General features: G+C 58.9%; 18 protein-coding genes, 1 tRNA gene and 1 pseudogene. 11 read left to right on the top strand and 9 right to left on the bottom strand.

The annotated features are described in order from the left end of the window. The first annotated feature begins 24 nt into the window (after positions 1–24). From FHT93_RS00375 to FHT93_RS00365, 3 genes and pseudogenes are all read left to right on the top strand, one after another. Complete coding sequence (locus FHT93_RS00375) at positions 25–906, top strand: DMT family transporter (RefSeq protein WP_113203006.1); 882 nt, start codon at positions 25–27, stop codon at positions 904–906. Positions 907–993: 87 nt separating this feature from the next. Next, positions 994–1,308: pseudogene (locus FHT93_RS00370) on the top strand (PilZ domain-containing protein); the annotation flags it as partial. A gap of 138 nt (positions 1,309–1,446) precedes the next feature. Next, a complete protein-coding gene (locus tag FHT93_RS00365) occupies positions 1,447–3,435 on the top strand; it encodes a bifunctional 2',3'-cyclic-nucleotide 2'-phosphodiesterase/3'-nucleotidase (protein ID WP_183845870.1) in 1,989 nt (662 codons plus the stop codon). A gap of 43 nt (positions 3,436–3,478) precedes the next feature. On the opposite strand, the gene FHT93_RS00360 is transcribed toward FHT93_RS00365, so the two are convergent. Both FHT93_RS00360 and FHT93_RS00355 read right to left on the bottom strand, forming a co-directional pair. Beyond that, positions 3,479–4,036, bottom strand: coding sequence for a DUF2087 domain-containing protein (locus FHT93_RS00360; protein WP_029616513.1), 558 nt, complete (start codon positions 4,034–4,036; stop codon positions 3,479–3,481). 188 nt (positions 4,037–4,224) lie between these two features. After that, a complete protein-coding gene (locus FHT93_RS00355) occupies positions 4,225–5,193 on the bottom strand; it encodes a LysR family transcriptional regulator (RefSeq protein WP_183845869.1) in 969 nt (322 codons plus the stop codon). 140 nt (positions 5,194–5,333) lie between these two features. Here FHT93_RS00355 and FHT93_RS00350 point away from each other — a divergent pair, with 140 nt between their 5' ends. Next, positions 5,334–5,948, top strand: a complete 615-nt coding sequence (locus FHT93_RS00350) for an FMN-dependent NADH-azoreductase (protein WP_018115464.1) — start codon at positions 5,334–5,336, stop codon at positions 5,946–5,948. A 57-nt stretch (positions 5,949–6,005) separates the two neighbouring features. Here FHT93_RS00350 and FHT93_RS00345 read toward each other — a convergent pair whose 3' ends face one another. Continuing rightward, positions 6,006–6,575, bottom strand: coding sequence for a TetR/AcrR family transcriptional regulator (locus FHT93_RS00345; protein WP_018115465.1), 570 nt, complete (start codon positions 6,573–6,575; stop codon positions 6,006–6,008). 106 nt (positions 6,576–6,681) lie between these two features. Between FHT93_RS00345 and FHT93_RS00340 the strand changes: the two genes are divergently transcribed. Continuing rightward, positions 6,682–7,458, top strand: a complete 777-nt coding sequence (locus FHT93_RS00340) for an SDR family oxidoreductase (protein WP_018115466.1) — start codon at positions 6,682–6,684, stop codon at positions 7,456–7,458. Between the two features lie 11 nt (positions 7,459–7,469). On the opposite strand, the gene FHT93_RS00335 is transcribed toward FHT93_RS00340, so the two are convergent. From FHT93_RS00335 to ilvA, 3 genes are all read right to left on the bottom strand, one after another. Beyond that, on the bottom strand, positions 7,470–8,741 hold the full coding sequence (locus FHT93_RS00335) for a GGDEF domain-containing protein (RefSeq protein WP_183845868.1): 1,272 nt from the start codon (positions 8,739–8,741) through the stop codon (positions 7,470–7,472). 241 nt (positions 8,742–8,982) lie between these two features. Further along, complete coding sequence (locus FHT93_RS00330; RefSeq protein ID WP_183845867.1) at positions 8,983–9,312, bottom strand: HlyU family transcriptional regulator; 330 nt, start codon at positions 9,310–9,312, stop codon at positions 8,983–8,985. A 36-nt stretch (positions 9,313–9,348) separates the two neighbouring features. Next, a complete protein-coding gene (gene ilvA, locus FHT93_RS00325) occupies positions 9,349–10,599 on the bottom strand; it encodes a threonine ammonia-lyase (RefSeq protein WP_183845866.1) in 1,251 nt (416 codons plus the stop codon). 195 nt (positions 10,600–10,794) lie between these two features. Here ilvA and FHT93_RS00320 point away from each other — a divergent pair, with 195 nt between their 5' ends. Further along, positions 10,795–11,157 carry an antibiotic resistance protein VanZ gene (locus FHT93_RS00320; protein WP_018115470.1) on the top strand — a complete coding sequence of 121 codons (363 nt, stop codon included), beginning with the start codon at positions 10,795–10,797 and terminating at the stop codon, positions 11,155–11,157. A 30-nt stretch (positions 11,158–11,187) separates the two neighbouring features. Here the strand turns inward: FHT93_RS00320 and FHT93_RS35870 are convergent, their stop codons facing one another. The 3 genes from FHT93_RS35870 to wrbA form a co-directional block, all read right to left on the bottom strand. After that, a complete protein-coding gene (locus FHT93_RS35870) occupies positions 11,188–11,319 on the bottom strand; it encodes a hypothetical protein (RefSeq protein WP_018115471.1) in 132 nt (43 codons plus the stop codon). A 133-nt stretch (positions 11,320–11,452) separates the two neighbouring features. Beyond that, positions 11,453–11,538: transfer RNA gene (locus tag FHT93_RS00315), tRNA-Leu, on the bottom strand. A 150-nt stretch (positions 11,539–11,688) separates the two neighbouring features. After that, on the bottom strand, positions 11,689–12,285 hold the full coding sequence (wrbA, locus tag FHT93_RS00310) for an NAD(P)H:quinone oxidoreductase type IV (protein WP_018115472.1): 597 nt from the start codon (positions 12,283–12,285) through the stop codon (positions 11,689–11,691). A gap of 221 nt (positions 12,286–12,506) precedes the next feature. On the opposite strand from wrbA, the gene FHT93_RS00305 reads away from it, so the two are divergent. The 5 genes from FHT93_RS00305 (at position 12,507) to FHT93_RS00285 (ending at position 20,055) form a co-directional block, all read left to right on the top strand. Further along, positions 12,507–13,283, top strand: coding sequence for a competence/damage-inducible protein A (locus tag FHT93_RS00305; protein ID WP_018115473.1), 777 nt, complete (start codon positions 12,507–12,509; stop codon positions 13,281–13,283). Positions 13,284–13,387: 104 nt separating this feature from the next. Beyond that, positions 13,388–14,230 (top strand): universal stress protein, encoded by an 843-nt coding sequence (locus FHT93_RS00300; RefSeq protein ID WP_029869073.1) that lies wholly within the window; start codon positions 13,388–13,390, stop codon positions 14,228–14,230. A 167-nt stretch (positions 14,231–14,397) separates the two neighbouring features. After that, entirely contained in the window at positions 14,398–14,895 is a 498-nt protein-coding gene (gpt, locus tag FHT93_RS00295) for a xanthine phosphoribosyltransferase (RefSeq protein WP_018115475.1), read from the top strand. A 173-nt stretch (positions 14,896–15,068) separates the two neighbouring features. Then, entirely contained in the window at positions 15,069–15,659 is a 591-nt protein-coding gene (locus FHT93_RS00290; RefSeq protein WP_183845865.1) for a hypothetical protein, read from the top strand. 583 nt (positions 15,660–16,242) lie between these two features. Further along, a complete protein-coding gene (locus FHT93_RS00285; RefSeq protein WP_183845864.1) occupies positions 16,243–20,055 on the top strand; it encodes a vitamin B12-dependent ribonucleotide reductase in 3,813 nt (1,270 codons plus the stop codon). The last annotated feature ends 45 nt before the right edge of the window (positions 20,056–20,100 follow it).

Genomic DNA, 20,100 nt, shown 5'->3' with positions numbered 1-20,100 from the left:
GGTATTCCGCTTCAACGGCAAGACATGAAATCCAAGACTCACGGCTATATCTTCCTGCTCCTCGCGCTGACGATCTTTTCTGCGCAGGACGCGATCTCGAAGCATCTTGGTTCAGCCTATTCGCCTATCTTCGTGACGATGGTGCGCTATTGGGCCTTCGGGTTGTTCACCGTGGTTCTGGCCTCGAAAATGCGCGGCGGCATCGCCGCAACCGCCCGCACCAAGCACCCATTTCTGCAGGTCTCACGCGGCATCCTGCTTGCCACGCAGGTGGTACTGGCAATCACCTGTTTTTCGCTGATCGGGCTGGCGCATTCGCAGGCAATCTTTGCCGCCACCCCCATCATCGTCGCGTTGCTTGCCATTCCGCTGCTCGGCGAAAAGGTTGGCTGGCGCCGCTGGACGGCCATCGGCGTCGGACTTTGTGGCGTGTTGCTGATCCTCAAGCCGGAAGGCGGGTTCTTTGACGTGAACTTGCTTCTTGCGGTGGTCTCCTGCCTCAACTTCGCACTTTACGTGATCGCCACGCGTTACGTGAGCCGGCAGGATTCGGCGATGACGAGCTTCTTCTATACAGGCATCGTCGGCGCTTTCGTCATGACGCTTGCTGGCCCCTTTTACTGGACGCCGATTCAGGGCTGGGACTGGATCTGGATGCTCGCCGTCTGCCTGACCGGTACATCAAGCCATTATTTCCTGATCCGCGCCTATGACAGTCTCGATGCAGCGGCCGTCCAGCCGCTCACCTATATCCAGCTCGTCTACGCCTCGATCCTCGGTGTATTGATCTACGGGGAGACGCTGACGCTGAATATGATCGTCGGCTCGATCATCGTGGTTGCGGCCGGTATATTCACGGTCTGGCGCGAGCATGTCGTGGCGCGACGGGCGGCCGTGCCGAATTGAGATTTTCGGCGCAATTTTAAACAAGCCTCTAAAGGCATTTCAATTTTCCGCGTTTATGCTTTTCCCGAATTCTTCATGGGGACAAGCATGACACGTAACCTCAAGATCACCGCCCGCAAGGCGGACCGCAGGAATTGCCGCGTCTTCGGCAAGATCAGCTATATGAACAGCCAGATAGACGCCCGCATCCTCGATCTTTCCGCCACGGGTGCGGCACTCGAGGTGAAAGCCCCGCTTTATGCGGCCGCCGGCAGCAAGGTACGCATCGAAGCGGAAGACCTCGGCCTGCTCGATGGGGTCGTTCGCTGGAAACACAATGGCCGCGTCGGCATCCAGTTCGATGTCAATTCCAATGCGCGCGCGCTCATTGCCTCCTACTTCCGCTTCTTCCATCGCGACGTGCCGCGCGTCCGGTAGGCTCAGGCTTGCCGCATTCGCGGCACCGTCTTTGCCGTTCTGTCATTTTCAAGATGTACTCCTTCGCCAATCATCCTAAGTTCGCCGAACCGGGTGATGCGTAATGTCAAAAGGAGTGTTTCCATGTCTTCCATTTTCGATGCGCCTGCAATGAGCCGCCGTTCCCTGCTCGGCGGCCTTGCCGCTACTTCCGCTCTCGTGCTGCTTCATCCGTTCAGCGCCCGCGCTGCCGCAAACCAGGCGCATCTGCGGCTGATGGAAACGACCGACATTCACGTCAACGTTTTCCCTTACGACTATTATGCAGACAAGCCGAACGACACGATGGGCCTGTCGCGCACGGCAACAATCATCGACACGATACGTGCGGAAGCTGCCAATTCGCTGCTGATCGACAATGGCGACGTGCTGCAGGGCAATCCGATGGGTGACTACATGGCCTATCAGCACGGCATGAAGGATGGCGACGTGCATCCGGTCATCAAGGCCATGAATACGCTCGACTATACCGTCGGCACGCTCGGAAATCACGAATTCAACTACGGCCTGGACTTCATGTTCAAGGTGCTGAACGGTGCGAACTTCCCCTTCGTCTGCGCCAACCTGACCAAGGGTCAGCTTGCCTCCGATCCCAAGCAGGACGAGCTGTTCTTCAAGCCGTACATCATCGTCGAAAAACAGATCAAGGACGGCTCCGGCAATGAAAGCCCGGTCAAGATCGGCTTCATCGGCTTCGTGCCACCCCAGATCATGCTCTGGGATATCAAGAACCTCGAAGGCAAGGCACAGACGCGCGATATCGTCCAGGCCGCCAAGGCCTGGGTGCCGGCCATGAAGGAAGCCGGCGCAGATATCGTCATCGCCCTTTCCCACTCCGGCATCGACGGTTCCGGCCCATCCGAAAAAATGGAAAATGCTTCGCTGCATCTCGCTGCCGTCGAAGGCATCGACGCGATCTTCACCGGTCACCAGCATCTTGTCTTCCCCGGCCCGAAAACCTGGGATGGCATTGCCAATGCCGATCCGGTCAAGGGTACGCTGCACGGCAAGCCCGCCGTCATGGCCGGCTTCTGGGGCTCGCATCTCGGCCTGATCGACCTGCTGCTGGAGAAAGACGGCAACAGCTGGAAAATCGTCGACTTCACGTCGGAAGCGCGGCCGATCTATCATCGCGACGACAAGAAAAAAGTCGTGGCCGACGTCGCCGACAAGAAGGAAGTCGTTGAAGCGGCGAAGGCAGAGCACGAGGCAACGCTTGCCTATGTCCGCACGCCGGTCGGCAAAACCTCCGCGCCGCTCTATTCCTACTTTGCGCTGGTCGCAGACGATCCTTCCGTGCAGATCGTCTCGCAGGCTCAGACCTGGTACATCAAGCAGATGCTGGCCGATACGCAGTTCAAGGATCTGCCGGTTCTCTCCGCCGCAGCCCCCTTCAAGGCCGGCGGTCGCGGCGGTGCCGACTATTATACAGACGTTCCCGCCGGCGATATTGCCATCAAGAACGTCGCCGACCTCTATCTTTATCCGAATACGGTTCAAGCCGTCGCCATCACCGGTGCGCAGGTGAAGAACTGGCTGGAAATGTCCGCCGGCATGTTCAACCACATCGAGCCCGGCGCGAAGGATGCGGCGCTCCTCAACAACGACTTCCCGTCCTACAATTTCGACGTGATCGATGGCGTGACCTATCAGATCGATCTGTCACAGCCGCCGAAATATGATTCGTCTGGCAAGGCCGTCAATCCGACTTCCAACCGAATCCAGAACCTTGCCTTCGAGGGCAAGCCGATCGATCCGGCGCAGAAATTCGTCGTCGTTTCCAACAATTATCGTGCGGGCGGCGGCGGCAGCTTCCCTGACATCGCTTCCGACAAGGTGATCTTCCAGGCGCCGGACACCAACCGGGATGTTATCGTGCGCTATGTCCATGATCAGGGCACGATCAATCCAACAGCCGACGGCAACTGGACCTTCAAGCCCCTGCCCGGCACGACGGTCGTTTTCGAAAGCGGCCCTAAAGCCAAACAGTATCTCGCCGACGTCAAGAGCGTGAAGATCGAGGATGCCGGCGAAGGCGCCGAGGGATTCACGAAGTTCAGGCTGGTTCTCTGAAGCCGCAGGGGCGCGGTTTCATCAACCGCGCTCCTTTTTTCGCTCAAGCCGTCTCTGCCTTGGCTTCAACGCGCCGGAGAAGCAGGCCAAGTTCGGCCGGCGGCTTCTTTTCGAGGCGGTGATATCGTCTGCCGTCCCGCGTACGGTGGACAAGCCCGAAATCGAAGAGTTCGCGGCGCAAGAGCGCCGGATCGCTGAAGAGATGCAGGCGGTCCAGCAAATCGCTGATTTCACGCTCCGTCAGTTCCGTGCCCGCCGGTATTTTCGACCACAGAACCCAAAGGCAAAGCTCCTGTAGCCCTCTCCTGCCCGGCCAGCGGATCAGTCTGCCGCTGCCATCATAATGGCGCGATGCCTTCAGCACGCGATCCTCGTCCGGCAAGGGCTCGGGATCCTGCTTCAGGTTCCAGTCCTTCAGGACTTCGGCGGACTGCGCCATGCTGCGGAAATGCTGGTAGTTGCGATAACCCGCCGCGCGCGTCAGCAGATTGAGCATATCGACATGGCTCGGCTTGTCAGCGAGCGCTTCGATCTGCTTGCGGAGAGATTTGGCAAAAGCCGAAAGATCGGCGATTTCCATTGGAAAGGTAGATCTGGTCACGTCTCATCCTCAACGCGCCGCTTCCGCAAAAGGGTGTCGGTGGTCGCCGGCTTTCGACTTCGGCACAGGACAAGTGCTGATGATCTTTCTGGAGCAGGTTTAGCTTCCCTTGCGGGACGGCGACGCCTCGGTGAACTGCAGACCGTGGCGCCGTTATAACAAAGGCCTGAAACCCGTCAAGCTTGTGACTATTCCGCGGCCTCCGGCATCGCATGCAGTTCGTCTATACCGAGCATGCTGACCATTTCGCCATGGCTCGGGCACATTGAGAGCCGCCGGCGAAAAGCCTCGACCAGCCATCTGCCCGCCGGGCCCGGCGGATTGGCCGCCTTGTGCGTGGCATAGATCGGGTATTCGCCCTGTTCGTAGGCATCGAGCTTGATGGCGATGAGGTTGCCTTTCATGATGTCGTCACCGACGAGAGAGACCGGCAATCCACCCCAGCCAAGCCCGCCTTTGATGAGCTGGTGCTTGGTTGCTATGTCGCTGACGCGCCATGTCCTGTAGGACAGGACATTGAAATCCCGGCCCTTGGTCAACCCAGAGGCATCGGAAACGACGAGCTGGATTTCTTCGCGCACATCGGCCAGCGTCAGTGGCCGTTCGATGCGCGCCAACGGATGATCGGGCGCAACGACAGGAACCATAAAGGAATAGCCGATCTTTTCGGCTACCAGCGAATCTCCCTGCCGCACGAGCGCGCCGCCAATGCCGATATCGGCCTTGCCGTTCAGCACCATGTCCATGACCATTCCGAGCTCGCCGACGTTGAGGTTCAGCGCAACGCCCGGGAATTTCTCGCGAAATTCGCGCAACTCCATCATGACGGCATTGGCCGGGACCATGACGCTGATCGCCAGAGAAAGCTCCGCCTCCAGCCCCTGCTTGATGCTCTTGACGCGGGCGCGCATCACCTCGAGATCGGCCATCAGGCGGCGGGCATCTTCCAGCATTGCCTTGCCGGCATCCGTCAGCTTCGGCTGGCGGGCGCCTGAACGCTCGAAAAGCGGTATTTCAAGCTGGGCTTCCAGATTGGCGATCGTATAGCTGATGACCGACTGCGCGCGGTTCAGCACGCGTGACGCGGCCGAAAAACTGCCGGTTTCGGCGACAGTCAGGAAAACCTGCAATTGATCAAGTGTCGGGTTGGGAAGCATCGTCCATCCAATCCATCGATAATTTTGATCGACATTATCCCAGTTTTTTCGATAGCAGGCCAGTCTTATTTCTTTTCTCGAACACAGCGGTTTGCCGTTCCCAAACGCCGCTGAAACCCAATTCGAGAGGAAATTCAACCATGTCTTCCATCCTTCTTCTGACGTCCAGCCCGCGTTCAGAGTCGCTTTCCACGTCGATTGCTGTCGAGCTTGCCGACAAGCTCAAGGCCCAAGCCCCGGGTAGCGTCGTCGTTCGCCGCGACCTTGCCGCAAATCCGCTTCCGCACATCGACGATCTGTTCACCGCCGCTATTCGCAAGCCGCCGGAAGCCCGCACGGCTCAGGAAGCTGCTGCCGTAAAAACGTCCGACGAGTTGGTCAATGAACTGCTCGCAGCCGACAGCATCGTCATCGGCACCGGCCTTATCAATTTCAACATCTATTCTTCGCTGAAGACCTGGATCGATAATGTGGCCCGCGCCGGTCTGACCTTCAAGTATACCGAAAGCGGCCCGGTCGGCCTTGCTACCGGCAAGAAGGTCTATGTCGTCCTTGCTTCGGGCGGCGTATATTCCCAGGGTCCGGCTGCCGGCATGAATCATGCGGTTCCTTACCTGAAGTCGGTTCTCGGCTTCCTCGGCATTGCCGACATTGAGACCATCTATGTCGAAGGCCTCGCCTTCGGCCCGGAAGCTGCAGAAAAGGCTATCGGCGCCGCAAAGTCGCGCGTCGACGAGCTTGCTCTCGCTGCCTAACCTGCAAATTCGAAGTTCCACTCGAGGGGCCGGCGCAAGCCGGCCCTTTCATTTTGCCTAGAAATCATTGACGAAAGCTCGGGCCGTTTCCAGAATTTCGTCGGAGAGTTTTTCATCATCCGCGATGCGCGCAAGGCCGAGCGCGCCACTCATCAGGCACGAGACGATGATTGCCTTGCGGCGCGCCTCAGCCTCATCGCCCGCGCTCATACGGTCTGTCATGTTCTCCAGATTCGTCTTCAGCTGCTCGGTCGCAAGCGACCGGCATTTCCCGTCGCTGCGGGCGAGATCGGCCGTCAGCGCAGCAAAAGGGCAGCCGCCGCTTACGTCGTCACGATGAACCTCGCTCAGATAGTTGGCGGAATATTCCGCGATCGGAATATCTGCCGGCGCCCTGCCCTCTGAACGCACTTTCGCTTCCCAGGATCCGAAAGCCAGTTTCATGGCTTCCGCCACCATCTCATCGCGTGACGCAAAATGCTTGTAAAAGCCGCCGACCGTCAGCCCGGCCTCCTTCATCAGGTCGGCAACGCCGATACCCTCAAGCCCCTTCTCCCGGAGGCGCCTGGACGCGATCTCGATGATCCTGTCGTGCGTCTTCTGTTTTTCCAGTTGCGAATGGCCCATTGAAATCTCCCGACATGCGGACTTGACTTATCTGGATTATGATCATAATCCTTCTAGATATCGATCATAATCCAGATCGGGACATTTTCCAATAGGAGCCATTCCCATGCGTCTCAAGAACAAGGTCGCGCTCATCACCGGCGGCAACAGCGGTATCGGGCTTGCCACCGCCAAGGTTTTCGTTGCCGAAGGCGCGAAGGTCATCATTACCGGCCGTAACCCGGAAACGCTCGCAGCGGCCAAGAAAGCGCTTGGCGGCGACGTGCTCGCACTGAAGATTGATCTGACCGACGTAGCGGCCGCGGAGAAGATCTTCACCGAGGCAGCTTCCGCCGTCGGCAAATTCGATATCGTCTTTGCCAATGCCGGTATCGGCGGCGCAACGCCGCTCGGCCAGACGTCGCTGGAACAGTTCGAAAAGATCATCAGCACCAACCTGACCTCGGTCTTCTTCACGGTTCAGTCAGCGTTTCCGCATCTGAATGATGGCGCATCCGTCATCCTCAACGGCTCGGTCCATGCCGTTCTCGGCGCACCAGGCTGGTCGGCCTATGCCGCCACGAAGGGCGCCGTGCGCTCCATGACCCGCAACCTTGCCTCCGAACTTGCGCCGCGCGGTATCCGCGTCAATCAGGTAACGCCGGGCGGCACGCGCACACCGATCTGGTCGCCCTATGCGCAGACGGAAGATGCGATGTCGGCACTCGAAGAAAAGCTCGGAAGCATGAGTGCGCTTGGCCGCATGAGCGAAGCAGACGAGATCGCAAAGGCTGCGCTCTATCTCGCCTCCGACGATTCCAGCAATGTTACGGGGATCGAGATTACCGTCGACGGCGGCATGACGAGCGCTCCCTCCGGCGCCAAGGTCTTCCGCGCCGCCTGAGCGCGCGGGATCTAGACGACCCTAACCACTCCGGAGCGGCCGACGACACAGTTGCGGCCGCTCTTCTTTGCATCATAAAGGCGGCTGTCTGCCGCCGACAGCACGGTTGTGAAGCTGACGCCGTCCTCGTCCGCAGTGGCAACCCCTATGCTAACCGATACCGAGGCATCGTCGGGTGTCTTCACACTTGTCACGATCGTCCAGCGCAGGCGTTCCGCCAAGAGCAGGCCTTCCTCATGGCCTGTACCGGGGCAGACGGCGACGAACTCTTCGCCGCCGAAACGAAAGATACGATCACTGGAGCGCAGCGTCGTTCCGAGCCTGCTGGCGATGGCCTTCAGAACCTCGTCGCCCTGCAGATGGCCGAAGCCGTCGTTGACGTCCTTGAAGTGATCTGCGTCGATGATGAGAACGGTGGCATATTGACCCTGCCGCAGCGCCTCGCGCACCATCAGCGGCGCCTCCAGCTCCATGCGGCTGCGATCATAGACACCAGTCAGCATATCGCGACCGGTGCGCTCCAGAAGATCGTTGTAGCGTTCGCGGAATGTCAGATCGCCGAAAAGGTCGCTTATCGAGCGGGCCGAGGCTGCAACGCCGTTCCGTCTGATGTGATATTCGTAGACGGCAAACATCAGGGAATAGAGGCAGACGGCCAGCATCTTGGCTTTCCATCCCGCCCAGAAGGCCGCCATCGGGACGCCCACGAAATAATGCAGGCCGCTGAAGAAACAGATCTGGTCAAAGGTCAGAACCACAAGGCCCGAGATCATGAAGCGCAGCACCACGCGCCGGCGCATGAAATCGCCGAGCTTCTCGTAGAGCAGGATGATGCCGAGCGAGTCGAGATAGAGGATTGCCGTTCCCCATACCATCAGCCAGCCCATTTCCTTCAGGAAGTTGACATCGGCCGGATGGCCCGGCGACAGCTCCAGCGGCTGATGAAGCTGCAGCACCCAGGCGATGGCAACGGTCAGGAGATTGCCGAAAAACAGGCCATAGATCGGCTGGCGAACGGTCGACGCATCCTCCTGCAGATAGAGCATGAGGATCATCATCAGCTTGCCGGAAAAGAAGATCGAAGAGCCCGGCGAGACGTTCCCGAACGGCAGGGAAACATAGAAGACCGCAGCGAGGTAGGTCTCCATGAAATGCATGACGCCGAGCGCAGTCAGGAAAACACCCAGTCCGAGGCGCTGACGAAAATGCAGGAGGCTGACCATCAGCGCGAAGTAGCCGACGGCTTCGACGATGACGAGCGCGGTGTTGAAGAGCTCCATCACGGCCCTCCACCGACAGCGCGACCGCGCGAGAGAGACGCAGCCGCAGCAGCGGATTTTCTGGTCAATCGTCCGGAAAGCTCAAACACATGCGGCGCCCTGCAAAACCTGCAGGCGCCACCTTTACCGCAATCCTTTAAGATTAGGTGAGCAAAGCAGCAATTTCCGTTGCTGGAATGCGGTCATGGATTTGAAAAACAACGGGAAATGTAGCTCGAACAAGTCCTGCCCGATCAACGGGTGCTTACACTTGACGCAGCTTCTCGCCGTCATTGAAGAGAGAAGGGCCGTGCTGATCGATGATCTGCTGCGCCTTGCGCACGGTGCATTCGATCGCATCGTCAGACGAAGAGAAGAGATCTGCGCGAATGAACTTGCGCACCAAAACCTCCTCGCCGACCTTCTTTTCGATACGGCCGGCAAGACGATACTGGCCGCCTTCCTTCTGCGGCTCGGCATAGATGGTGCAATCACCATAGAGCTGGGGCTCGCCGGAAGGACCTGCAGCCGCCTCGCTGGAGGATTTGCCGCCGCCGGAGAATACCGAAAGAATGTTTGAAAGGAACGAAGCCATAATCCGCCTTTAGCACGCAGTGCAGTTGACGCAAAGTCAAATGATCAGGTTTGCGAGGATCTCGTTCTCGGTAATGTCTTCGAAGCCCATGCCCGCGCTTTCGAAATTGGCAACCAGCGTTGCAAAATTCTCCGGAGCCGTCGTTTCGATGCCGATCAGGATCGAACCGAAATTGCGCGCCGATTTCTTCAGATATTCGAAGCGGGCGATGTCGTCATGCGGTCCGAGCAGATTGAGGAAATCGCGTAGCGCACCAGGGCGCTGGGCAAGGCGCAGGATGAAGTATTTCTTCAGGCCGGCGTAGCGCATGGCCCTTTCCTTGACATCGGGCAGCCGCTCGAAATCAAAATTGCCGCCAGAGACGACGGCAACGATCGTCTTGCCCTTGATGGCCGCGCGATCCATGGCGGCGATCGCCGTCAGCGACAGGGCGCCGGCCGGCTCCAGCACGACACCTTCGACGTTCAGCATCTCCTGGATGGTGACGCAGATGGCATTTTCCGGCATCAGCCTGACCTGATCGGCCGAGAAACCCTTCAGAGCCGCGAAATTCAGGTCACCGATGCGGGCGACGGCCGCGCCATCGACGAAATTGTCGACCTTCGGAAGTGTCACGACCTGCCCCACCTCAAGGCTGCGGCGCAAGCTCGGCGCGCCGGCAGGTTCGGTAAAGATGAAATCGGACTTTGCGACGATGCCATCGAGATAACCGGTAATGCCGGCGGCAAGCCCGCCGCCGCCGACCGGCAGGACGATCATGTCAGGCAAAACGCCTTCGGGAAGCTGCTGCATGATTTCGGCGGCCACTGTCGCCTGCCCCTCGATGATATCGACATGATCGAAGGGCGGCACCATGACGCCACCGATCGCCTCGACGTGATCGCGGGCAGCCTGGTAGCACTGATCGAAGAAATCGCCGATGAGTTCAATGGTGATGAAACCGGCGCCAAACATGCGGGTCTTGTCGATCTTCTGCTGCGGCGTGGTGACCGGCATGAAGACGACGCCCGGGACGCCGAAATGGCGGCAGACGAAGGCAAAGCCCTGCGCGTGATTGCCGGCCGATGCGCAGACAAAAGTCTTGCCGCCCGCCCCTTCGGCAATTGCCTTGCGGAAGAAATTGAACGCGCCGCGGATCTTGTACGAGCGCACCGGCGACAGATCCTCGCGCTTCAGCCAGATATCGGCACCGTAGCGGGCGGAAAGGTGATCATTGAGCTGCAGCGGCGTGGCGGGGAAAAGGCTGCGCATTGCCTCTTCTGCGCCTTCGACATCGTGTCTCGTCACGGGCGTTCGTCCATTCTTCAAAATCCTGACGCCGCTATGACACAGGCAGGCAGCGGAAAGAAGCCCGTTTGCGCTATTTGCGGTTCGCTCGATGAAAGGCTTCCTTAAGCGCGTCTTCGGATTAAGCCCAAAATCACCCTCAGGTGGACGGCTTTTAACTTGATGGTCCATAGCAATTGCTAATATGACAGCAGCATGACATCCAAGATCACAAAGCCGCTGGCATGGCTTCTTCTCGCCTTCATCGTGTTCGTCACAGTTTCACCGATCGAATTGCGTCCCCACACGATCGAAACACCCGATATCGATCGTGCCTCGGCTTATCTGGCGGCCGGGCTGGCTTTTGCTCTTGCCTATCCGAAGCAATGGAAAATGGTTGCCGTGCTGCTGATCCTCGGTGCGTTCGCGATCGAATATCTGCAATACCTGTCGCCGACGCGGCATGCGCGCCTTCACGATGCAGGCGTCAAGGCAGCAGGCGCCGCAATCGGCCTGGTCGCCGGCTGGGTCTTTAACAAATGGCGTGAAACGAAAACCGGGGCGAATGCCGCTGTGTAATTTGCCAGACACTGGCAGTGGATCGGAAAACTAGAAGCCGCGGAACTGCACCGCCCAGAGGAACAGCGGCACCGCTGCCATAGCCGTACCCAACAGGAGAAGAGCGCTCATCTTGAAGAGCCTGATGCGCCGCGTTCTTGCTCCATCCCAGTCGTAAACCATCGTCTTACTCCCACTAAGACAACCCTTACTCAACCGCACAATGCCTACATTTCTTGCAGCAACGGCGCCATAGACAAGCACTGCCTATGGTTTATCCACATTATACAAGCACATTCGAACACATTTATAAAGATGGTGCGAGCGACGGGGATCGAACCCGTAAAGCCTAAGGCCGAGGGATTTTAAGTCCCTTGCGTCTACCAGTTTCGCCACGCTCGCGCGCCGTCCAGATCAACGACTTAGGCGGATTCGTCAAGAAAATGTTTATGCTGCCCTGCTGGCGATCGAAAAACTGTGCGGTGAACAACATCCCAAAATAAAACGGCGGCCCCGAAGGACCGCCGTTCATCGAAAAGATTCAAGCTGAACTCAGGCGAGCTTTGCCGCGATCTTGGCGACATGCGCGCCCTGATACTTGGCGGCTTCAAGTTCGATTGCCGAAGGCTGGCGTGAGCCGTCACCGTTGGTGATGGTGGATGCGCCGTAGGGCGAGCCGCCCTTTACTTCTTCCGTGCCCATCTGACCTTGGAAGGCATAGGGAAGGCCGACATAGGCCATGCCGTGGTGCAGGAAGGTCGGGACGAAACCGAGGATTGTCGATTCCTGGCCACCGTGCTGCGTAGCGGACGAGGTGAACATCGAGCCGACCTTGCCGACGAGCTTGCCGGTGAACCAGAGGCCGCCGGTCTGGTCCCAGAAATTGCGCATCTGGGAAGCAACCGTGCCGAAGCGCGTGCCGGCACCGACGATGATCGCGTCGTAGTCGGTCAGTTCGTCGACGGTCGCAATCGGAGCTGCCTGGTCGAGCTTGTAATAGGAAGCCTTGGCGACTTCTTCCGAGACCAGTTCCGGCACGCGCTTGACGACAACATCAGCGCCGGCAGACTTTGCGCCTTCGGCTACGGCGTAAGCCATGGTTTCGATGTGGCCATAGGCCGAATAGTAGAGGACGAGAATCTTCGCCATTGTTATCTCCATCAAGGATGATTGAATTTCGTGACTGCCATCGTTCTACCAGCGCATCCGGCCCAACATAGCCCCGCGCACAAGAACGCAGTGTTCACTGCCTGTAGACGAAATTTCACTTGCCGTTTCATTTTCGATTGAATGGGCTTTCCGCTTTGCCGTTTGCAAAGCGACCAAACGGCGCTACCTATTTGCGAGCTTCACACTACGGAAATATCCCCATGAGCAATGAGACTGTCGTCACCGCCGCCATGCTTGCCATCGGCGACGAGCTTCTTTCCGGCCGTACCAAGGACAAGAATATTGGCCACCTCGCCGATATGCTGACCATTTCAGGCATCGACCTGAAAGAGGTTCGCATCGTCGCCGACGAGGAGGATGCGATCGTCGAGGCGCTGAACGCGCTACGCCGCAAATATGACTATGTCTTCACGTCCGGCGGCATCGGGCCGACGCATGACGATATCACCGCGGATGCTGTCTCCAAAGCCTTTGGTGTGCCCTGCGAGCACGATGCGGCGGCGATGGTGCTGCTTGCCGAGATGTACAAGCGCCGGGAGATGGAATTCACAGAGGCGCGCCAGCGCATGGCCCGCATGCCGCGTGGCGCTGCCCATATCGCCAATCCGGTATCGACCGCGCCTGGCTTCATCATCGGCAATGTCTATGTCATGGCAGGTGTTCCGCAGGTCTTCCAGGCGATGGTCGACAATGTATTGCCGACACTGAGAACGGGTACGCCTGTCCTCTCGCTGGCAATCGCCTGCCCCTATGGCGAAGGCGAGATCGGCACGCCACTGACGGCTATCCAGAAGGCACATCCCGAAACCAGCATCGGCTCGTACCCGCGTTACGTGGGTCAGAAATTTTCGACCGAGATCGTGGTGCGCGGGCGCTCACAGGACGTGATCGAGGCTGCAGGCGCGGAGGTGCGGGCCATGATCGAAGATATCAAACGCAGGAAGGACATTGCCGAAAATTATCAGGCAGAAGCGTGAGGGGCGAGTGTCGCAATCTTGATCCCGGTCAAGGAACCGTGGTGCATTCCGGCGCATTCCTTTCCTCGCGGAACGCGATTTTTTAGCCGCAAAGGAGAATTGATATGTCTTACAAAACCATTCTCGCCATTCTGGATACAGCAGATAATAGCGGCGCCGTTGCCGATTTCGCCTTTGCCATTGCCGCGGAAAGCGGCGCCCATGTGATCGGCCTGCATGCCGAAACCATTGCCGCCGTGCCGCTGGTCGCACCGATGGAGATTCCCGATCCGGTCGCTGTGCAAGCGCTTCAGGACATGGCCCATTCAGAGACCATCGAGGTCGAGCGGATATTCCGCGCCCGCGCGGCGGCGGCCGGCGCTTCCTTCGAATGGCACGCCTTTGCGACGTCGACGGGTTACGGCTCGGCGCCACTGATCGAAAGCGCGCGCAGCGCCGACCTTTTGATCGCCTCACAGGCCGATCCGGCAAAACCCTCCGACAGCCATGTGGATGTCGATGAATTCCTGTTCGAAAGCGGCCGCCCGGTCCTGATGATTCCCTACATCATCCGCCAGCCAAAGCCGATCAAGCGCGTGCTGATTGCCTGGAACGGCTCGAAGGAAGCGACGCGCGCCACCTTCGATGCCCTGCCGATCCTGAAGGCTGCCGAAGCAGTGGAAATCTTCTCTGTCGATCCGACCGAGACGGCGACACATTCGGCGACAACTGCCGGCGCAGAGATCGCAGCGACGCTTGCCCGCCACGGCGTGAACGTGACACTTGCCACGGCTGCAAGCGGTGACAAGAACACCTCGCATGTCATCGAAAACCGGCTTTCAGACGACAGCATCGACCTTCTGGTCATGGGCGCCTACACGCATTCCTGGCTCTGGCAGGCGATTTTCGGCGGTACGACAAAGACGCTTTTGCAGTCCATGACGGCGCTGACTTTACTCTCGCGTTAAGGCCGCTCTTGCCTTTTGCCGCCAAATCCCGCTAATTGCGGCGACCGATGATATCAGGCTTCGGCATCCATCGCGCAGTTCCGGCTGCGCGATTTGCGTTTTGCCAGCCGATGTTCCTCGGTCGCCGGCAAACGGCGTGTCGTTTCTTCATGCCGCGGAGTAGCCCGATGTCCCTTCCCGATAAAGCCTTCCCTGTTTCCTGGGATCAGTTCCACCGCGATGCGCGTGCGCTTGCCTGGCGGCTCGCCGGCCTCGGCCAGGAGTTCAAGGCGATCGTCTGCATCACCCGCGGCGGCCTCGTTCCAGCGGCGATCATTTCACGCGAATTGAACATCCGCCTCATCGAAACCGTCTGCATCGCCTCCTATCATGATTACGTCAATCAAGGCGACATGGTGCTGCTGAAGGGCATTGCACCGGAGCTCACAGAAAATGGCGGCGAAGGCGTGCTTGTCGTCGACGATCTCACCGATACCGGCAAGACCGCCGCCCAGGTGCGCGCGATGCTGCCGAAGGCGCATTTCGCCTGCGTCTACGCCAAGCCGAAGGGCGTACCGACCGTCGATACCTTCATTACCGAAGTCAGCCAGGATACCTGGATCTACTTCCCCTGGGACATGGGCTTCACCTATCAGGAGCCGATTGCCAAGGGCGCTCGCGGCTGACGGCGAGCAGTCCTTAATCATACAACTGAAAATTGTTCCAATCTTGGTCTCGCCGATGGTGAATTTCCGCACCAGTTCGGTAACGTCCGTTTTATTTCATTAGCATAACCTCAGGCAACTAACGGTCGTAGCGGCCGGGCTAAGAGTATGACGGGATGCGGTTGGGGCGTGCAATGGCTTGCTGGGGCAAGATTCGAACGGCAGTAGCTTTCGGGCTGATCGGCTGCCTCACTTCCAACAAGCCGGCCGAAGCGGAGCCGGCTTATGTCGGCGTCGTGCGCGAATATGTCGAGACCTTCGTCCGGCCGATGGCGGAGGCCCCTGTCGTCGTAAAGGCGATTCAGGAGCAGAATGCCAAACTCGGTGATGTCAGCGAGATGGATATGCGGGTCCTGGACGAGACCTACCGGGCTGAGGTCGCGCAGGGCGGCCTTCAGATGGCCAAGACGCTGATGGCGAAATCCGTCTCGCAATACCTCATGACAAAGCAGGACGATTCTCAGGGAACGATTTTGGAATTCTTCGTCACCGACTGCCACGGTCTCAATGTCGGCCAGAGTACCGTCACGACCGATTACTGGCAGGGCGACGAGGACAAGTTTCTGAAAACCTTCGCCGTCGCTTCGCGTGACATCTATATCGGCGGGGCGGAGCGCGACGAGTCGACCCAGCTTCTGGAGACTCAGGCAAGCTTCGTCGTCACCGACGAAAAGGGCGAGCCGATCGGCACAGCGACCGTCACGATTGCCATCGATGCGCTCTAGAAAGTCCTGATTTCCCTGAACGAATCGGAATGCGCATTTACGTCGCAAAAGCCATCCCAACTTTTGCCGCAGTCGATTTTTTTGCCTTTTCGTCCTTTCGTTTGCCCGAGCCTCGTTGCAAGCCCTTGTATTTTCAGGCTTACCCGACTTTCCCCAGTCTCCACAGGTGCATCCACAAGATGTTGTGGTTAGCATTCGGTTACGTTCCACCCCTTGACGGAATCAGCTGATTCAAAGTTAATGTTCCAGATGTTGCGGCGGCGACTGAACCGGAGGTAACGAGCCCGGTTCTCCCAAGGAAAATTGGACGCATAATCAGGGTGTTGCACCGTCGAGAACGGTAACACCCCTGAGGATTTTTGCGCCGTTTTCCAGCCTCCAGAAAGCGACACGGGGGACTGGTAAAAATAAGCTGTTAACACTATATTTAGTGTTTGCAGCCAGCCTCACCACAAGATACAGGACAAGCATCTCCGGATGACAATCCTGTCACAAGATGGAACAAGACTGGCCACACGAAGCGACAACGTGGAGCCGGGTGGGAATTTTGCGCCCTTTCGGGTGCCAACACGAGGTAGAGAAAATGCACATCGAACGTCGGTTTACGAAGGCTGGTCAAGGCGCCTATGCGGATATCGAATTCCGCAAGGCGACGAGTGAGATCAAGAACCCGGATGGGTCGATCGTCTTCCGCCTCGAAAACATCGACGTCCCCGCGCAGTTCTCCCAGGTCGCCACCGACGTTCTGGCGCAGAAGTATTTCCGCAAGGCCGGCGTCCCCGCCCGCCTGAAGAAGGTGGAAGAAAATGATGTCCCCTCTTTCCTGTGGCGCTCCGTAGCCGACGACGCGGCGCTGAAGGGCCTGCCGAAGGACGAACAGACCGGCTCGGAAACCGACGCCCGTCAGGTCTTCGATCGTCTCGCCGGCACCTGGACCTATTGGGGCTGGAAGGGCGGCTATTTCTCTTCGGAAGAAGATGCGGCAGCGTTCAAGGACGAGCTTGCCTATATGCTCGCCACGCAGCGCGTTGCTCCGAACTCCCCGCAGTGGTTCAACACCGGCCTGCACTGGGCCTACGGCATCGACGGCCCCGGCCAGGGTCACTTCTATGTCGACCCCTTCACCGGCAAGATCACCAAGTCCAAGTCGGCTTACGAACATCCGCAACCGCATGCCTGCTTCATCCAGTCCGTTGAAGACGATCTCGTCAACGAAGGCGGCATCATGGACCTCTGGGTTCGCGAAGCACGCCTGTTCAAGTACGGCTCGGGCACCGGCTCCAACTTCTCGATGCTGCGCGGCGAGGGCGAAAAGCTTTCCGGCGGCGGCCGCTCCTCCGGCCTGATGAGCTTCCTGAAGATCGGCGACCGCGCTGCCGGCGCCATCAAGTCTGGTGGTACGACGCGTCGTGCGGCCAAGATGGTCGTCGTCGATATCGACCATCCGGATATCGAGGAATATATCAACTGGAAGGTCAAGGAAGAGCAGAAGGTTGCTGCTCTTGTGACCGGCTCCAAGGTCGTCGCCAAGCATCTGAAGGCGATCATGAAGGCCTGCGTCAATTGCGAAGCCGACAATGGCGATTGCTTCGACCCGGCGAAGAACCCTGCCCTGAAGCGCGAAATCCGCGACGCCAAGAAGTCCCAGGTTCCGGAAAACTACGTCCAGCGCGTCATCCAGTTCGCCCGCCAGGGCTACAAGGACATGGAGTTCAAGACCTACGACACGGACTGGGATTCGGAAGCCTATCTCACCGTTTCCGGCCAGAACTCCAACAACTCGGTTTCGATCAAGGACAACTTCCTGCGCGCCGTCGAGGAAGATGGCGACTGGAACCTGACCGCCCGCAAGGATGGCCGCGTGATGAAGACGCTGAAGGCCCGCGACCTCTGGGAAACGATTTCCTATGCCGCCTGGGCATCGGCCGATCCGGGCATCCACTTCAACACGACGATGAACGACTGGCACACATCGCCGGCCGGCGGCCCGATCCGCGGCTCGAACCCGTGCTCGGAATATATGTTCCTCGACGACACGGCCTGCAACCTTGCTTCGCTGAACCTCTTACAGTTCAAGGACAAGGCCACCAAGCGCATCAATATCGGCGACTACGAACACGCCGTTCGCCTGTGGACGGTCGTGCTCGAAGTCTCGGTCATGATGGCGCAGTTCCCGTCGAAGCGCATTGCCGAACTCTCCTACGAATACCGCACGCTCGGCCTCGGCTATGCCAATATCGGCGGCCTGCTGATGTCGACGGGCATCCCCTATGACAGCGCCGAAGGCCGTGCCATTGCCGGCTCGCTGACGGCGATCATGACCGGTATCTGCTACGCAACCTCGGCCGAAATGGCCGCCGAACTCGGCCCGTTCCCGAATTACGAGCCGAACCGCGAGCACATGCTGCGCGTCATCCGCAACCATCGCCGTGCCGCTCATGGCGAAAACGCCGGCTACGAAGCGCTCTCGGTCAACCCGGTCGCGCTGATCCATTCGGAAAACCCGGACCAGGATCTCGCAGCCCATGCCATGTCCGCCTGGGACAAGGCGCTGGAACTCGGCGAAAAGCACGGCTACCGCAACGCGCAGGTCTCGGTCATCGCACCGACCGGCACGATCGGCCTCGTCATGGATTGCGACACGACCGGCATCGAGCCTGATTTCGCACTCGTAAAGTTCAAGAAGCTTGCCGGCGGCGGCTACTTCAAGATCATCAACCGCGCTGTTCCGGATGCGCTGCGCACCCTCGGCTATTCCGAAAGCCAGATCGCCGAAATCGAAGCCTATGCTGTCGGTCACGGCAACCTGAACCAGGCACCGGCCATCAACCCCTCGACGCTGAAGACCAAGGGCTTCACCGACGAGAAGGTGGAAGCCGTCAACGCCGCTCTGAAGAGTGCCTTCGACATCAAGTTCGTCTTCAACCAGTGGACGCTCGGCGCCGACTTCCTGAAGACCACGCTGAAGGTTTCCGACGAACAGCTCAGCGACATGAGCTTCAGCCTGCTCGAGCATATCGGCTTCTCGAAGAAGGATATCGAGGCTGCCAATATCCACGTCTGCGGTGCGATGACGCTGGAAGGCGCGCCTTTCCTTAAGAAGGAGCATCTGCCGGTCTTCGATTGCGCCAATCCGTGCGGCAAGATCGGCAAGCGTTACCTCTCGGTCGAAAGCCATATCCGCATGATGGCGGCTGCCCAGCCCTTCATCTCGGGAGCGATCTCCAAGACGATCAACATGCCGAACGAGGCAACGGTCGACGATTGCAAGAACGCCTATATGATGTCCTGGAAGCTCGGTCTGAAGGCAAACGCCCTCTACCGTGACGGCTCCAAGCTGTCGCAGCCGCTCAACGCCTCGCTGATCGAGGACGAGAGCGACGAAGATGCGCTTGAGGATCTGATCCAGCAGCCGCTTGCCGCCCAGGCCGTGACGGTCACCGAAAAGATCATCGAGAAGGTGATCGAGCGTGTTTCCCGAGAACGCGAGAAGCTGCCGAACCGCCGTCAGGGTTACACCCAGAAGGCTGCCGTCGGCGGTCACAAGGTTTATCTCCGCACCGGTGAATTCGGCGATGGCCGCCTCGGCGAAATCTTCATCGACATGCACAAGGAAGGTGCTGCCTTCCGCGCGATGATGAACAACTTCGCCATCGCCATCTCGCTCGGCCTGCAATACGGCGTGCCGCTGGAAGAATATGTGGAGGCCTTCACCTTCACCAAGTTCGAGCCGGCCGGCATCGTCATCGGCAATGACGCGATCAAGAACGCCACGTCGATCCTCGACTACGTGTTCCGCGAACTCGCCGTCTCCTACCTCGGCCGTCACGATCTGGCCCATGTGGATACGTCCGACTTCTCCAACACGGCACTCGGCAAGGGCATCCAGGAAGGCAAGACGAACCTCGTCTCGACGGGCTGGACGCGCGGCTACAAGCCGACGCTGGTCTCCAACACCGGCAGCGACCGTCAGCTCGGCGAGCCCAAGGGTGCGGCAACGGCAGCCCCTGCCCGCGCCTCCTCGAGCGGTTCGGTAACGTCCTTTGCAGGTGCCGCAGCCCGCAAGCTGGAGCCGACTGTCGCCATCTCCACCTCCGAAATCGTCGCCTTCAAGCGCGACTATGAAGAACGGGCCAAGGAACTGGCGGAAGAGATCGCCGAAGAAGTGGTCGAAGAAGCCGGCAGCGAAGCAACCGCCCTCTTCTCCGACAAGGCCGCAGCCGATGCTGCAACCGCCAAGACGGAAGCCAAGAAGATGGAAGCCGAACGCCGCGCCCGCTCGATCATGCAGGGCTATACTGGCAACATGTGTTCCGAGTGCCAGAACTTCACCATGGTGCGCAACGGCACCTGCGAGAAGTGCGATACTTGCGGCGCCACCAGCGGCTGCAGCTGACCTCTTCGGGAAATTCAGATCTAGCTGGCCGCCAAACCGGTCAGG

Source organism: Rhizobium sp. BK379 (genome assembly GCF_014193955.1).
Lineage (GTDB): Bacteria > Pseudomonadota > Alphaproteobacteria > Rhizobiales > Rhizobiaceae > Rhizobium.
The sequence above is the reverse complement of the archived record's forward strand: the minus strand, read 5'-3'. Positions and strand labels throughout refer to the sequence as shown.

Excerpts from the sequence above, each read along its gene's own strand:
- FHT93_RS00285 (WP_183845864.1), top strand. The coding sequence starts at position 16,243 with ATGCACATCGAACGTCGGTTTACGAAGGCTGGTCAAGGCGCCTATGCG.
- FHT93_RS00365 (WP_183845870.1), top strand. The coding sequence starts at position 1,447 with ATGTCTTCCATTTTCGATGCGCCTGCAATGAGCCGCCGTTCCCTGCTC.
- FHT93_RS00330 (WP_183845867.1), bottom strand. The coding sequence starts at position 9,312 with ATGGCTTCGTTCCTTTCAAACATTCTTTCGGTATTCTCCGGCGGCGGC.
- FHT93_RS00300 (WP_029869073.1), top strand. The coding sequence starts at position 13,388 with ATGTCTTACAAAACCATTCTCGCCATTCTGGATACAGCAGATAATAGC.
- FHT93_RS00305 (WP_018115473.1), top strand. The coding sequence starts at position 12,507 with ATGAGCAATGAGACTGTCGTCACCGCCGCCATGCTTGCCATCGGCGAC.
- wrbA (WP_018115472.1), bottom strand. The coding sequence starts at position 12,285 with ATGGCGAAGATTCTCGTCCTCTACTATTCGGCCTATGGCCACATCGAA.
- FHT93_RS00340 (WP_018115466.1), top strand. The coding sequence starts at position 6,682 with ATGCGTCTCAAGAACAAGGTCGCGCTCATCACCGGCGGCAACAGCGGT.
- FHT93_RS00375 (WP_113203006.1), top strand. The coding sequence starts at position 25 with ATGAAATCCAAGACTCACGGCTATATCTTCCTGCTCCTCGCGCTGACG.
- FHT93_RS00320 (WP_018115470.1), top strand. The coding sequence starts at position 10,795 with ATGACATCCAAGATCACAAAGCCGCTGGCATGGCTTCTTCTCGCCTTC.
- FHT93_RS00350 (WP_018115464.1), top strand. The coding sequence starts at position 5,334 with ATGTCTTCCATCCTTCTTCTGACGTCCAGCCCGCGTTCAGAGTCGCTT.
- FHT93_RS00290 (WP_183845865.1), top strand. The coding sequence starts at position 15,069 with ATGGCTTGCTGGGGCAAGATTCGAACGGCAGTAGCTTTCGGGCTGATC.
- FHT93_RS35870 (WP_018115471.1), bottom strand. The coding sequence starts at position 11,319 with ATGGTTTACGACTGGGATGGAGCAAGAACGCGGCGCATCAGGCTCTTC.
- FHT93_RS00355 (WP_183845869.1), bottom strand. The coding sequence starts at position 5,193 with ATGCTTCCCAACCCGACACTTGATCAATTGCAGGTTTTCCTGACTGTC.
- FHT93_RS00345 (WP_018115465.1), bottom strand. The coding sequence starts at position 6,575 with ATGGGCCATTCGCAACTGGAAAAACAGAAGACGCACGACAGGATCATC.
- gpt (WP_018115475.1), top strand. The coding sequence starts at position 14,398 with ATGTCCCTTCCCGATAAAGCCTTCCCTGTTTCCTGGGATCAGTTCCAC.